Raw genomic sequence first — 12,726 nt, forward strand, 5'->3', positions numbered from 1 at the left:
ACCTACGAATGTAATGCGACGGGCTGACAATGCACGGAGGTTTGCACCAAGTACGCCCTCGCAAAGTCCGCTGGTGGTAAAGGGCGTGTTTCGCGGGAGTGGGGCGGGGCAGGGCGCAACCACGGGGCACGGCAGCAAAGAGAAGAAGAGGGGCCGGCGACGTGACGCTGAGGGTGGACGAGTCCGAGCAGGGCGCGTGGACGGTGCTGCGCGTGAGTGGCGAGCTGGACCTGGTGACCTCACCGGGGCTGCGCCGGCAGGTGCACGCGGTGGTCGCCGACGGCCGCCGGAACCTGGTCCTCGACCTGTCCGGGGTGGTGTTCTGCGATTCGATCGGCGTGGGCGTGCTGATAGCGGCCCGCCGTCTGATGCGTTCCTGTCAGGGCCGGCTGCGGCTGATCCTGCCCGCGCGCGGCGCCCTCGACGGCAGCCATGTGAACAAGGTGCTGGCCGCGCTCGGGGTGCGCCGGCTCTTCGAGGTGTACGGGGATGTGGGTTCGGCCTCCGACGACTTGGCCGAACCCCTCTCCGCGTAAAGCCGCCGCGTCCCCGTGACCGGGACCCCGCTCGCGGTACTCGTCCGCGTAACCCCCTCGCGCGGGCGCCGTTGGTCGTACGCTCCGGCCATGGACAGCATGGACAGTCCCGAGCGCCCCGAGAGCCCCGACAACGCGGAGTACGAGCGCAGGGTGGCCGCCCGGTTCGCCTCCTTCGACCAGGACGGCAACGGCTGGATCGACCGGGAGGACTTCTCGACGGCGGCCGCCGCGCTGCTCGCCGAGTTCGACACGACCGCCCGCTGCGACAAGGGCCAGGCGCTGTACGGCGGCGCGGAGGCGCTGTGGCAGGGGCTGGCCGGGATCGCGGACGTGGACGGCGACCAGCGGGTGACCCGGCAGGAGTTCGTGGGCGGCGCCGTGAAACGGCTGCGGGACCGCACGGCCGGGTTCACCGAGATCGCCCGGCCCTTCCTGCACGCGGCGTTCGCGGTGGCCGACACGGACGGCGTCGGCACGGTCTCCGTGTCCGACGCCGAGCGTGCGCTGCGGGCGCTCGGCGTCGCGCCCGGGATCGCCTCCGACGTGGCCGTGGCCCTGGACGCGGACGCCGACGGCCGGATCACCGAACCGGCCGCGCTGGCCGCGTTCGCCGCCTACTTCACGACGCTGCCGTAGCCGCGGCGGTCAGTGCCCGTTCCAGTCGATCAGGGTGCGCAGGGTGTCCGCGTGGAAGTCGGGGAAGTCCATCGGGACGACCCCGAGGTGGGTCCTCTGGCTCAGGCGCGCGGCCAGATAGCTCTGTACGCCGGGCATGATCGCGTCCGCGTTGACCTTGGGCCAGCCGCCGCCCGCGTAGCTCGTGAAGTTGATGTAGAGCTGGGCCGAGTCCTGGTCGTTGAAGGCGTTGTCGAACTGCTGGGTGACCTTGGCGGTCTTCTTCGACGGCCAGGACAGACCCTGGTAGATGTCCTGGAGCCGGATGTACTGGTTGGACAGGAAGTCGTTGTCCCCGCCCGGCCATTGGAGCACCGGCCAGTCGTTGTCGAACTGGGCGATGAGCACGATTCTGCCGCGCGCCTCGCCGAGCGTGGGCACCCGGTCGGTGATCAGGAACCGGGGCCGCCAGCCCTTCTGGTCGAGGTAGACGTCGAGGACGTTCTTGAAGTCGGCGCCCACGTCGTTGCTGGTGCCGTTCTCCTTCTTGAGCCGCATCAGGAGCACTTCACCGGGGTGCGCGTCCAGGAAGGCGGCGCTCTGGGTGAGCACGTCGCCGAACGTCATGCCCTGGTAGAAGGCGCCGTGGTAGATCCCGAAGGCGTCCTTGAGGTGACCCTGGAGCCCGTTGGCCCGGATGTCGAAGAAGCGGATCCCCTGCTGCAACTGCTGGGTCAGACCCCAGTTCTGGGTGTGCGACCACTCGGTGCCGTTGTTCGGGTTCGTGCAGCAGGAGTCGTGCGTGCCCGGGATCGTCATGCGGAGCAGCGAGAGGCCGTCGGGCAGCGCCGCCATCCAGTCGGCCGGGTTCGCGCTCGCGCGCGGCCGGACGGCGGCGTGCGCCGTGGCCGGGAGGAGGGTGGTGGCCGAGAGCGCGGCGGCGCCCAGCATGAGGTGTCTGCGAGTGAGTTCCATCGGTCCGTCCTCGTCGGGGAGGGGCAGGGCGCAGGGGTCATGCCCCGCCGAAGCGCTCGCGCAACTTGTACTTCAGCACCTTCCGCAGCGTCTCGTTCCTCGGCAGCGCCTCCATCACCTCGAGCCGCTCGGGCAACTTGTGCACGGACAGCCCCTGTTCGCGCAGGAACGAGGTGAGGCCGACGAGCGTCAACTCGGCCGCTCCCGGCGGTTGTTCGACCACCGCGCACACCAGCTCGCCGCGCTCGGCGTCGGGGAGGCCGACCACGGCGGCGTCGCCCACCCCGGGATGGGTGTGCAGCAGGTCCTCGATCTCCTTCGCGGAGATGTTCTCGCCCTTGCGGATGATGATGTCCTTGATCCGCCCGGTGAGGACCAGGTGCCCGGACTCCTTGACGTGCCCGACGTCCCCGGTGATCAGGAACCCGTCGGCGTCGAAGGCGTCCTTGGACTGGGCCGGGTCGAGGTACCCCCGGCACACCGCCTCGCCGCGCAGCCGCACTTCGCCGTCGGTGCCGGGGGGCACCGGCCGGCCCGCCTCGTCCGTGACGCGGATCTCCATGCCGGGCGGCGGGCGGCCCTCGGTGGTGGCCAGGTTCTCGGCGGTGTCGTCGGGGGCACCCATCGTGATCATGGGGACCTCGGTCATGCCGTACCCGTGGGTGAGCTGCACGCCCATCTCCCGTACGACCGCGTGGTAGACCTCGGGCGGTTTCGGGGCGCCGCCGCCCGCGAGCAGCCGCAGGGTGGGGATCACCTTCTCGCCGGGGCGCTTGCGCTGCTCGGCCAGGAACATCGAGTAGAAGGCGGTCGAGCCGCCCGCCACCGTCACCCCGTGGCGTCGGTACTCCGCCAGCGCGTCCGGCAGCGCGAAGTGCTCGAACATCACCGCGGGAAAGCCGTAGAGCAGCAGCATCACCGTGTAGTCGGGACCGGCGATGTGGGCGAACGGGAAGGCCATGGAGCCCACGTCGGCGGCCGACAGGCGCAGGGCGTGCGCGAGGCAGGAGCCGCCCGCGATCAGTGAACGGTCGGTGTGCAGCACGCCTTTGGGGTCGGAGGTGGTGCCGGAGGTCCAGTAGATCCAGCGGACGGACGTGCCTTCGGTGGGCGGGGGCGGCAGCAACGCCGGGTCGCCGTCCGGAAGTTGTCCGTACGCCTCGAAGACGTTCCGCGCACCGAGGCGGCGGGCCAGGGCGGTGTGGTCGAAGCCGCGCCACACCCCGGGCGTCGCGAAGAACTCCGCCCGGGACGCGCGCAGCGCGAAGCCGACCTCGCGGTCCCGGTAGAAGGGGATCACCGGCGACTGGACCGCGCCGAGCCGGGCCAGCGCGAAGGAGAGCACCGCCGTCTCGATGCGGGTCGGCAGCTGCCAGGCGACCACGCTCCGGGGGCGCACGCCCATCCCGTACAGCCCTGCGGCCACCCGCTCGCAGCGCTCGCGCAGGCCGCCGAAGGTGAGGGTGCGGTCGCCCTGGAGCAGCACCGGGCGGTCCGGGGTGAGCTCGGCCCGGCGCTCGATCAGTTCCCAGAGCGTGCGCGAGGAGCCCAGCGCGTGTGCGGTGTCGGTCATGGCCCAGCCCCCAGATGACGAGCCGTCAGATATGCCCGAGAGGGTAGGCGCCCGCTCCTTGCTGGTCCAGAGGCGCGGGAGCTAGCCTGCCATCTGACGGAGCATCAGATATGCGAGCCGAGGGTCCGCGGGCCTGCCGAGGAGCGCCGATGGATTTGACGTACACCGAGGAGGAAGAGGCCTTCCGGGCCCGGCTGCGGGAGTGGCTGGCGGTCTCGCTGCCCAAACTCCCGCCGAAACCAGACCCGTTGGACTGGCCGGCGCGACGCGCCTACGACACCACCTGGCAGCGGATGCTGTACGACGCCGGGTACGCCGGGCTGCACTGGCCCGAGGCGGCGGGCGGACGCGGGGCCACCCCCACCCAGCACCTCATCTACCTGGAGGAGACCGAGAAGGCGGGCGCGCCCTACGTGGGCGCGAACTTCGTGGGACTGCTGCACGCGGGCCCCACCATCGCCGCCGAGGGCACCCCCGAGCAGCGGGCGCGCTGGCTGCTGCCGGTGCTGCGCGGCGACGAGATCTGGTGCCAGGGCTTCAGCGAACCGGACGCGGGCTCCGACCTCGCGGCGCTGCGCACCCGGGCGGTGCGCGACGGCGACGACTACGTCGTGACCGGCTCGAAGATCTGGACCTCGCACGCCGAAGTCGCCGACTGGTGCGAACTGCTGGTGCGCACCGAGCCCATCAGCGAGGCGGTGCCCAAGCACCGGGGCATCACCTGGCTCGCCCTGCCGATGGACGCCCCCGGCGTCACGGTCCGCCCGCTGCGCACACTCGCCGGGTCGGCCGAGTTCGCCGAGGTGTTCCTGGACGAGGTACGGGTCCCGGTGGGCAACCGGGTCGGCGCGGAGAACGACGGCTGGCGGGTCACCATGGTCACCCTGTCCTTCGAGCGCGGCACCGCCTTCGTGGGGGAAGTGGTGGCCTGCCGCCGGACGCTCGCCGAACTCGCGGCCGCCGCGAAGGAGAACGGCCGCTGGGACGACAGCGCCCTCAGACGTCAACTCGGCCTGCTGAACGCCGAGTTCACCGCGCTGTGGCGGCTGACCCAGTGGAACGTGAGCGAGGCGGAGCGGGGCGGCGGAGTGCCCGGCCTCGGCGGCTCCGTCTTCAAGCTCCGCTACTCGCACGCCCGCCAGGAGCTGTACGACACCGCGGCCCGGGTGCTGGGCCCCGACTGCCTCGACCTCGACCACGACTGGACCCTGGACCGGCTCTCCTCCCTCTCGTACACCATCGCCGCGGGCACCTCGCAGATCCAGCGGAACATCGTCGCCGAGCGCATCCTCGGCCTGCCCAAGGGGCGCTGATGGACTTCCAACCCACCGATGAGCAGCGCGCGTTGCGGGCGGGGATGCGGGAGCTGCTCGACGCCCGGTTCGACCACGAGGCCCTGCGGGCCGCCGTGGAGCGGCCGGGCCTCGACCGCGCCCTGTGGCGCGCGCTCGGCGACGCGGGGTTCTTCGCCCTGCGCCTGCCGGAGGACGAGGGCGGGGTCGGGTTCGGACTGCCCGAGGCGGTGCTCGTGTTCGAGGAGGCCGGGCGGGCGCTGCTGCCGGGACCGCTGGTGGCGACGCACCTCGCGGCCGGGTCCGTGGCGGGCGCGGCCACCGGCGAGACGGTGGTGACCCGGGTCGACGGCGGGCTCGTCGGCTGGCTGGCGGAGTCCGACCACGTCCAGGGCGACGCCCGCGACGCGAGGCCCCTCCGCTCGCTCGACCCGCTGACGCCGCTGCACCGGACGCCAGGGACCCGTACGTCCACCGTGCCCGAAGCCGTGCTGCTCGCCGCGGCCGAACAGCTGGGCAGCGCGGCCCGCACCACCGAGCTCGCCGTCCAACACGCGCGGACGCGCGAGCAGTTCGGGCGGCCGGTCGGCGCGTTCCAGGCGGTGCAGCACCTCTGCGCGGACATGCTCGTACGCACCGAAGTGTCGCGGGCCGCCGTCTACGCGGCGGCCGTGACGGGCGACCCGGACGAGATCGCCGGGGCCAAACTACTCGCCGACGAGGCGGCCGTGCGGGGAGCGCGCGACTGTCTCCAGGTGCACGGCGGAATGGGCTTCACCTGGGAGGCCGACGTGCATCTGCACCTCAAGCGGGCCTGGGTGCGGGCCGAGCAGTGGCAGTCGGCGTCGCAGGCGGCCGAGGCGTTGGCCGCCGCGCTCTAGGGCGGCGGCCAGGAGGTGACCCGTGCGCGGTACATGGTCACGGTGTGTTGACAACCGGCAGGCCCGGCGCACTCTCCACGAGCCGGACCCGGGGGTGCTCTCCGGTACTCTCCGTGGGATGCGAGAGGTGGTGTGGCCCGGCTCTCCCGGCGTTGCCGATGCGGCGGCTCCGGGCCCGGAAACGCACGCCGACCGCGCCGGACGGGGGCGTTGTACGTGCTCCCGTTCGGTTCTCCGCACGGTGAGCCGCACAGTATGCACCACGCATACTCCTTCGCGCTGGAATATGCCCGAAGCGCTTGTTGCGGTGACTGTACGTCAACCATGCTGTCTCCCATGGGAATCACATTCCGTGACCCCGATGGTGGTCCCTGTGAGGCGCGAGGCGATGTGTCCGCCGGTTCGGATGGTGTGAACGGTGCAGGTGCTTCAGGTTCAGTTGGAGGTCGGACCGGATCCCGCCGAGGTGGGCCGGGCCCGGAAGTGGGCGCGCTCGCGACTGGCGGGTTCCGGCATAGGGCTCGATGAGCCGTGCGCCGAGACGTTGATCCTGCTGATCTCGGAGCTCGTCACCAACGCCGTGGTGCATACGGGCTGTCCGGCGGTGCTGCGGATGCTGCTCGGCCCGGCGGAGGGCGGCACGGTGCGGGTCGAGGTGGCGGACAGCAGCTGTTGTCCGCCCCGACCGCGCCACGCCCAGGGTGACGACACCAACGGGCGCGGGCTCGAACTCGTCGACGGGCTCGCCGACCGCTGGGGCTGGCGCCCCGAGGGCGGGGGCAAGTCGATCTGGTGCGAGGTGGACCGCGACGCGCCCGGAGCGCAGTCCGCACCGGAGCTTTCGGGTCATTCGGGGCTCAAGGAGCGTTCGGGGCGCACGGACGGGGCGTACGGGAGCGGGGCTTACGAGGCTCCACGCGCTGTCACAAATACCGCATAAGTGACGAACCACCCACCGGGTGTTGACGCATCGTTGCGCCCTGATCACCCTGGGATGAGCGATTCGTCGCGAGGGGACGCCGAGGCCCTGCACGGCCTCGGCGAGTGCGGGTCGCGGCTCGGCGTCAGCTCCACCAGGACGAGGCTCCTCTCAGGGCACACGAGGAGCGGAGCCGGTCGCCGATGCCGGGTGGCGGCGACGGTGCCGCGCTCGGGGCGCGCACGCGGCGCCGCCACCCGTGAGTCGGGCCTAGAGAACGGCCACCGGGGCGACGGGCGTTCCGGTCGCTCCCACGAACGGCTCGGGCATGGCGCTCAGCAGGAACGCGTAGCGCGACGCCGCCGCGCAGGCCGTGGACAGCGTCTCCAGGTTCCAGTTCTGGCCCTGGAGCATCCCCATCTCCACCAGGTCGAGCGCGTGCACCGGCAGCCACAGGTCCTCGATCTCGGGCGGGAAGATCTCGAAGGTGAGCGTGTCGTTGGCGACCGCCGCCACGTCCCGGGCGTGGAACCACTCGGGCGTCCGCACGGAGAGCCCCGGCGACGGATAGCCGTAGCCGAGCCTGTCCCCGGACAGGTACACCCGCATCTGTCCGGTGCGTACGAGGACGATGTCCCCGGCGCGCACGGTGACCCCCGCGAACTCCTCCGCCTCCGCCAGGTCCTCCGGGGTCACCGCGTGCCCGCCTTCGAGCCGGTCTAGCCCCTTGGCACGGGCCACGTCGAGCAGGACCCCGCGCGAGACGACAGGGCCGGTCTTGTCGATGCCGCTGAACTCGGCGCCGCCGTGCGCGGTGATGGTGGCGGCGGGGCGGCCGTTGTAGATCTTCCCGGAGTGCGAGACGTGCGTGAGGGCGTCCCAGTGGGTGGCCGCCTGGAGCCCGAAGGTCACCGCGTCGTCGCTGCACGCCACGGTGCCGGGTCCGAAGATCTCCTGGTTGATCTGGACCATGGTGTGCAGCGGGTTGATCCGGCCGGGGATGATCCCGGTCTGGACGCCGTCCTGCCGGAGCGGGAGCGCGAGCGGGATGCGGCGGCCGGACCGGACCTCGGCGGCGGCGCCCCGCATCACCTCGTCGGTGATGAGGTTGAGCGTGCCCCGCTCGTCCTCGGCCCCCCAACGGCCCCAGTTGTTCACGCGTTTGGCTATGTCGTGGAACTCGGGCGGCAGTGACATACCCGTCCCTCCCGGGGTCTTGTGGTGACGCGTCCGACCGGACATAAAATCTAACGGGCCGTCAGAAACCGCGGGAAGGGGCCGGACGTGGGGAACTTCTTGGCAGGCAAGGTCGTCGCCGTGACGGGGGCCGGCCGGGGCATCGGCCGCGCCGTCGCGCTCGCCGCGGCCGCCGAGGGAGCCAGGGTCGTCGTCAACGACTACGGCGTCTCGATCGAGGGCGGTGAGCCCAGCAGCGAGATCGCCGACGGGGTGGTCAAGGAGATCGTCGCGGCGGGCGGCGAGGCCGTGGCCGTCGCCGACGACATCTCCACGATGGCGGGCGGCCAGCGCATCGTGGACACGGCGCTGGCGCGGTACGGGCGGATCGACGGGGTGGTGTGCGTGGCGGGCATCCTGCGCGAACGCATGCTGTTCAACATGTCCGAGGAGGAGTGGGACCCGGTGGTCGCCACGCACCTCAAAGGCACGTTCACGGTGTTCCGGGCCGCGTCGGCGGTGATGCGCAAGCAGGGCTCGGGCACGCTGATCGGCTTCACCAGCGGCAACCACCAGGGCAGTGTCGCCCAGGCCAACTACAGCGCGGCGAAGGGGGGCATCATCTCGCTGGTACGCAGCGCCGCGCTCGGCCTGCACAAGTACGGGGTGACGGCGAACGCGGTGGCGCCCGTCGCCCGCACCCGGATGTCGGCCAACGTCCCCATGGAGCTCAAGGAGATCGGCTCGCCGGAGGACGTCGCGGCGCTGGTGGTCTATCTGCTGTCCGAGCGGGCCCGGGACGAGGGGATCACCGGGCAGGTGTACACCGTCGCGGGTCCCAAGATCGCGGTGTGGGCGCAGCCGCGGGAGCTCCGCGCGGGGTACGCGGAGGGGGGCTGGACGCCTGAACGCATCGCCGACTTCCTGCCGGGGACGGTGGGGGTGGATCCCATGCCGATGCTGGCGCGGCTGGAGGAGATGGCTCAGGCCGCGGCGTCCTCGGCCCGTCCCAACGCGGGGCCCCCTGCGGGCTGAGCGTGCCCTCCCTCCGCCATGCCCGGGGCTCCGCCCCAGACCCCGGGGGCTTGCCCACCCGCCCGTGCGGCGGGTCGAGATGGCTGAGCCCCGGGGGCGCCGCCCCCGAACCCCCCGCTCCTCTCATGCCGGAGGCGATGGATGCCCGCACGACCCCCGCGGACCGTGCCCGCTTCTCGCGCAGTTCCCCGCGCCCCTTAACCCCCTTCGATCTGCGGACCGTGCCCGCTTCTCGCGCCGTTCCCCGCGCCCCTGGCGGGATGGTGCTGGCCCGCACGGGGCGTTTCAGCCCGTCATGGGGGTCCCCCCTGGCCCTTAAGGCCTTGGGGGAGATTGAGGACGAGCGCCCTTAAGGCGCGAACGGGGTCTGGGGCGGAGCCCCAGGGATGCCCGCACCCGCGGGGTGGGGAAGAACGCTCTCTCGACTGGAGGCACCGTGGACTTCCGCACAGACCCGCAGGACGACACCTTCCGCCACGCCGCCCGTACCTGGCTGGCCACCCACATGGCCGACCAACCCGAGGACTGGGAGAGGGAGTTGGGCCGGGGCGGCTGGATCGGGCTGGGGTGGCCGGACGGAGCGTACGGCAACCGCACCGCCACCCTCACCCAGCAGGTCGTCTGGGCCGAGGAGTACGCCCGCGCCGGGGCCCCCACCCGCACCGGCCACATCGGCGAGAACCTCCTCGCCCCCACCCTCTTCGCCCACGGCACCCCCGCCCAGAAGGACCGCTTCCTGCCCCCCATCGCCCGCGGCGAGGAGCTGTGGTGCCAGGGCTACAGCGAACCCGGCGCGGGCTCCGACCTGGCCGGGGTCCGGACCGCCGCCCGCCGCGACGGCGACACGTACCGCGTCACGGGTCAGAAGATCTGGACGTCGCTGGCCCACGAGGCCGACTGGTGCTTCGTGCTGGCCCGTACCGAGGAGGGCTCGCGGCGCCACCACGGCCTGTCGTTCCTCCTCGTCCCGATGGACCAGCCGGGCAGGATCGAGGTCCGCCCGATCCGGCAGATGACGGGGACGAGCGAGTTCAACGAGGTGTTCTTCGACGGCGCCGAGGCGCGGGCCGAGCACCTCGTGGGCGGCGAGGGCAACGGCTGGCAGGTCGCCATGAGTCTGCTCGACTTGGAGCGCGGGGTCTCCACGCTGGCCCAACAGGTCGGCTTCGAGGCGGAGTTGGGGCGCGTCGTATCCCTCGCGCTCGACAGCGGTGCCGTCCGTGATCCCGTCCTGCGGCGGCGTCTCGTCGACCAGTGGGCCGAGCTGAGGGTCATGCGGTGGAACGCCCTGCGCACGCTGGGGGGTTCGGGCGAGTCGGGCTCGTCCAGCGTGGCCAAGCTGCTGTGGGGCGGCTGGCACCAGCGGCTCGGGGAGCTGGCGATGGCGGTGCGGGGGGCGGCCGGCGCCGTGGGACCGGCCGACTGGGACGAGGCACGGCCCTACGGACTCGACCCGCTCCAGCACCTGTTCCTGTTCAGCAGGGCCGACACGATCTACGGCGGCTCGGACGAGATCCAGCGCACCATCATCGCCGAGCGGGTGCTCGGCCTGCCCAGGGAGGTCCGTGTTCCGTGAGAGGCGTCGTGTTCGACGGGAAGCAGAGCCAGGTCGTCGACGATCTGGAGGTACGGGACCCGGGCCCGGGGGAGGTGCTCGTGGCCGTCGCGGCGGCCGGGCTGTGCCACTCCGACCTGTCCGTCATCGACGGCACGATCCCGTTCCCGGTGCCGGTGGTGCTCGGCCACGAGGGCGCGGGCGTGGTGGAGGCGGTGGGCGCGGGGGTCGGCCATGTGGCGCCCGGCGACCACGTCGCCCTGTCCACGCTGGCCAACTGCGGGGCGTGCGCCGAGTGCGACCGGGGCAGGCCGACGATGTGCCGCAAGGCGATCGGCATGCCGGGCCGCCCGTTCTCGCGGGGCGGAGCGCCGCTCCACCAGTTCGCCGCCAACTCGGCGTTCGCGGAACGCACCCTGGTCAAGGCCGTACAGGCGATCAGGATCCCCGAGGACGTGCCGCTCACCTCGGCGGCCCTGATCGGCTGCGGGGTCCTGACGGGCGTGGGCGCGGTGCTCAACCGGGCCAGGGTGGACGTCGGCGAGACGGTGGTGGTCATCGGCACCGGGGGGATCGGCCTCAACGTCATCCAGGGTGCGCGCATCGCGGGCGCCTCGGTGATCGTCGCCGTGGACACCAACCCGGCGAAGGAGCCGCTGGCCCGCCGGTTCGGCGCCACCCACTTCCTGCCCTCCGCCGACGGCGTCCGCGACCTCCTGCCCAGCGGCGCCGACCACGCCTTCGAATGCGTGGGCCACCCGGCCCTGGTCCGCGCGGCCGTCGACCTCCTGGACCGGCACGGCCAGGCGATCCTGCTCGGCATGACCGCCCCCACGGTCGAGGCGTCGTTCGCGCCCGCCGCCCTGTTCCTGGACAAGTCCATCCTGGGCTGCCGCTACGGCAGTTCGCGCCCCCAGCGCGACATCCCGCGCTATGCCGACCTGTACCGCCGCGGCGCCCTGCTCCTCGACGAACTGGTCACCAGGACGTACCCCGTCGAGGACTTCACCAAGGCGGCGGACGACCTGCACCACGGGAGGGTGGCGCGGGGGGTGCTGACGTTCTAGCCGGGCCGCGCCTCCTGCCGCGGCGGGGTCAACTCCCCACGCCCGCACGGAAGGCGCGCCGATAGGCGGTCGGGGGGACGCCGAGGGCCGCCTGGAGGTGCTGGCGCAGGGAGGTCGCCGTGTTGAAGCCCGCCGCGCGGGCTATCGCCTCCACCGAAAGATCCGTGGATTCGAGCAGGTGGCGGGCGTGCTCCACGCGCTGCTGGGTGAGCCACTGGCCGGGGCTCAGACCCACCTCCTCACGGAAGCGGCGGGTGAAGGTGCGCACCGACATCGCCTCCCGCTCGGCCAGGTCGCGCAGCTGGATCGGTTCGTGCAGGCGGCCGAGCGCCCAGGCCCGCGCGCCCGTCGTGGTCGCCAACTGCGGCTCGGGGACCGGGCGTTCGATGAACTGCGACTGCCCGCCGGGCCGGTGCGGCGGCACCACCGTGCGCCGAGCCACGTCGTTGGCGACGGCCGAGCCGTGGTCGCGCCGCACGATGTGCAGGCACAGGTCGATCCCGGCGGCCACCCCGGCCGAGGTCAGCACGTCGCCGTCGTCGATGAACAGCACCTCCGGGTCCACCTCGACGGCGGGGAAGCGCCGCTGGAAGTGCTCGGCCGAGGCCCAGTGCGCGGCGGCCGGGCGGCCGTCCAGGTAGCCCGCGGCCGCCAGGACGTAGCCGCCGGTGCAGATGGCCACCATGCGGGTGCCGGGGCGTACGAGGGCGAGTGCGGCGGCCAGTTCGGGGGTGAGCACACCCTCCTCGAAGACCGGGCCGAGCTCGTACGAGGCCGGGATCACCACGGTGTCGGCGGTGGCCAGCGTCTCGGGCCCCTTCTCGACGAGGATCGAGAAGTCCGCGTCCGTGCGCACCGGCCCCGGCGGCCGCACCGAGCACGTCACCACCTCGTACAGCGCCCCGCGCTCCGGGTCCACCGCGCGTCCGAAGATCCGCTGCGGGATGCCGAGCTCGAAGGGGAGCAGCCCGTCGAGCGCGAGCACCACGACGCGGTGGGGCGCGCCTCCCGCACGGCCGGGGCGCTGGTTCATGGCGGTTCTCCCTCTCGATCACGGGCCACGGGCAGCGGCCGGGGCGTGGCCCGATCCCTGCGAAGG

General features: G+C 72.5%; 12 protein-coding genes. 8 read left to right on the top strand and 4 right to left on the bottom strand.

Features of this window, described 5'->3' with window-relative positions:
• The first annotated feature begins 161 nt into the window (after positions 1-161).
• Positions 162-536 (top strand): STAS domain-containing protein, encoded by a 375-nt coding sequence (locus DT019_RS32135; protein ID WP_114040495.1) that lies wholly within the window; start codon positions 162-164, stop codon positions 534-536.
• Between the two features lie 90 nt (positions 537-626).
• Positions 627-1,175, top strand: a complete 549-nt coding sequence (locus DT019_RS32140; RefSeq protein WP_317617827.1) for an EF-hand domain-containing protein — start codon at positions 627-629, stop codon at positions 1,173-1,175.
• A gap of 9 nt (positions 1,176-1,184) precedes the next feature.
• On the opposite strand, the gene DT019_RS32145 is transcribed toward DT019_RS32140, so the two are convergent.
• Positions 1,185-2,129 (bottom strand): phosphatidylinositol-specific phospholipase C, encoded by a 945-nt coding sequence (locus DT019_RS32145; RefSeq protein ID WP_114040497.1) that lies wholly within the window; start codon positions 2,127-2,129, stop codon positions 1,185-1,187.
• Positions 2,130-2,166: 37 nt separating this feature from the next.
• The gene (locus DT019_RS32150) at positions 2,167-3,702 is read right to left on the bottom strand and encodes a class I adenylate-forming enzyme family protein (RefSeq protein ID WP_114040498.1); all 1,536 of its coding nucleotides are present in this window, start codon (positions 3,700-3,702) and stop codon (positions 2,167-2,169) included.
• Between the two features lie 149 nt (positions 3,703-3,851).
• Here DT019_RS32150 and DT019_RS32155 point away from each other — a divergent pair, with 149 nt between their 5' ends.
• The 3 genes from DT019_RS32155 (at position 3,852) to DT019_RS32165 (ending at position 6,815) form a co-directional block, all read left to right on the top strand.
• Positions 3,852-5,015: an acyl-CoA dehydrogenase family protein gene (locus tag DT019_RS32155; protein WP_114040499.1), complete on the top strand. Its 1,164-nt coding sequence runs from the start codon at positions 3,852-3,854 to the stop codon at positions 5,013-5,015.
• Positions 5,015-5,875, top strand: coding sequence for an acyl-CoA dehydrogenase family protein (locus DT019_RS32160; protein ID WP_114040500.1), 861 nt, complete (start codon positions 5,015-5,017; stop codon positions 5,873-5,875). Before DT019_RS32155 ends, DT019_RS32160 begins: the two co-directional genes overlap by 1 nt.
• A gap of 418 nt (positions 5,876-6,293) precedes the next feature.
• A complete protein-coding gene (locus DT019_RS32165; RefSeq protein WP_114040501.1) occupies positions 6,294-6,815 on the top strand; it encodes an ATP-binding protein in 522 nt (173 codons plus the stop codon).
• Between the two features lie 249 nt (positions 6,816-7,064).
• Here DT019_RS32165 and DT019_RS32170 read toward each other — a convergent pair whose 3' ends face one another.
• Positions 7,065-7,991, bottom strand: coding sequence for a cyclase family protein (locus tag DT019_RS32170; protein WP_114040502.1), 927 nt, complete (start codon positions 7,989-7,991; stop codon positions 7,065-7,067).
• An 87-nt stretch (positions 7,992-8,078) separates the two neighbouring features.
• Between DT019_RS32170 and DT019_RS32175 the strand changes: the two genes are divergently transcribed.
• The 3 genes from DT019_RS32175 (at position 8,079) to DT019_RS32185 (ending at position 11,627) form a co-directional block, all read left to right on the top strand.
• Positions 8,079-9,005 carry an SDR family oxidoreductase gene (locus tag DT019_RS32175; protein WP_114040503.1) on the top strand — a complete coding sequence of 309 codons (927 nt, stop codon included), beginning with the start codon at positions 8,079-8,081 and terminating at the stop codon, positions 9,003-9,005.
• 436 nt (positions 9,006-9,441) lie between these two features.
• The gene (locus DT019_RS32180) at positions 9,442-10,581 is read left to right on the top strand and encodes an acyl-CoA dehydrogenase family protein (RefSeq protein ID WP_114040504.1); all 1,140 of its coding nucleotides are present in this window, start codon (positions 9,442-9,444) and stop codon (positions 10,579-10,581) included.
• Positions 10,578-11,627, top strand: a complete 1,050-nt coding sequence (locus tag DT019_RS32185; protein WP_114040505.1) for a Zn-dependent alcohol dehydrogenase — start codon at positions 10,578-10,580, stop codon at positions 11,625-11,627. The genes DT019_RS32180 and DT019_RS32185 overlap by 4 nt, the downstream gene beginning before the upstream one ends.
• 28 nt (positions 11,628-11,655) lie before the next feature.
• Here the strand turns inward: DT019_RS32185 and DT019_RS32190 are convergent, their stop codons facing one another.
• Positions 11,656-12,660: a GlxA family transcriptional regulator gene (locus DT019_RS32190; protein ID WP_114040506.1), complete on the bottom strand. Its 1,005-nt coding sequence runs from the start codon at positions 12,658-12,660 to the stop codon at positions 11,656-11,658.
• Between the last annotated feature and the right edge of the window lie 66 nt (positions 12,661-12,726).

Source organism: Streptomyces sp. SDr-06 (assembly GCF_003324565.1).
GTDB lineage: Bacteria > Actinomycetota > Actinomycetes > Streptomycetales > Streptomycetaceae > Streptomyces.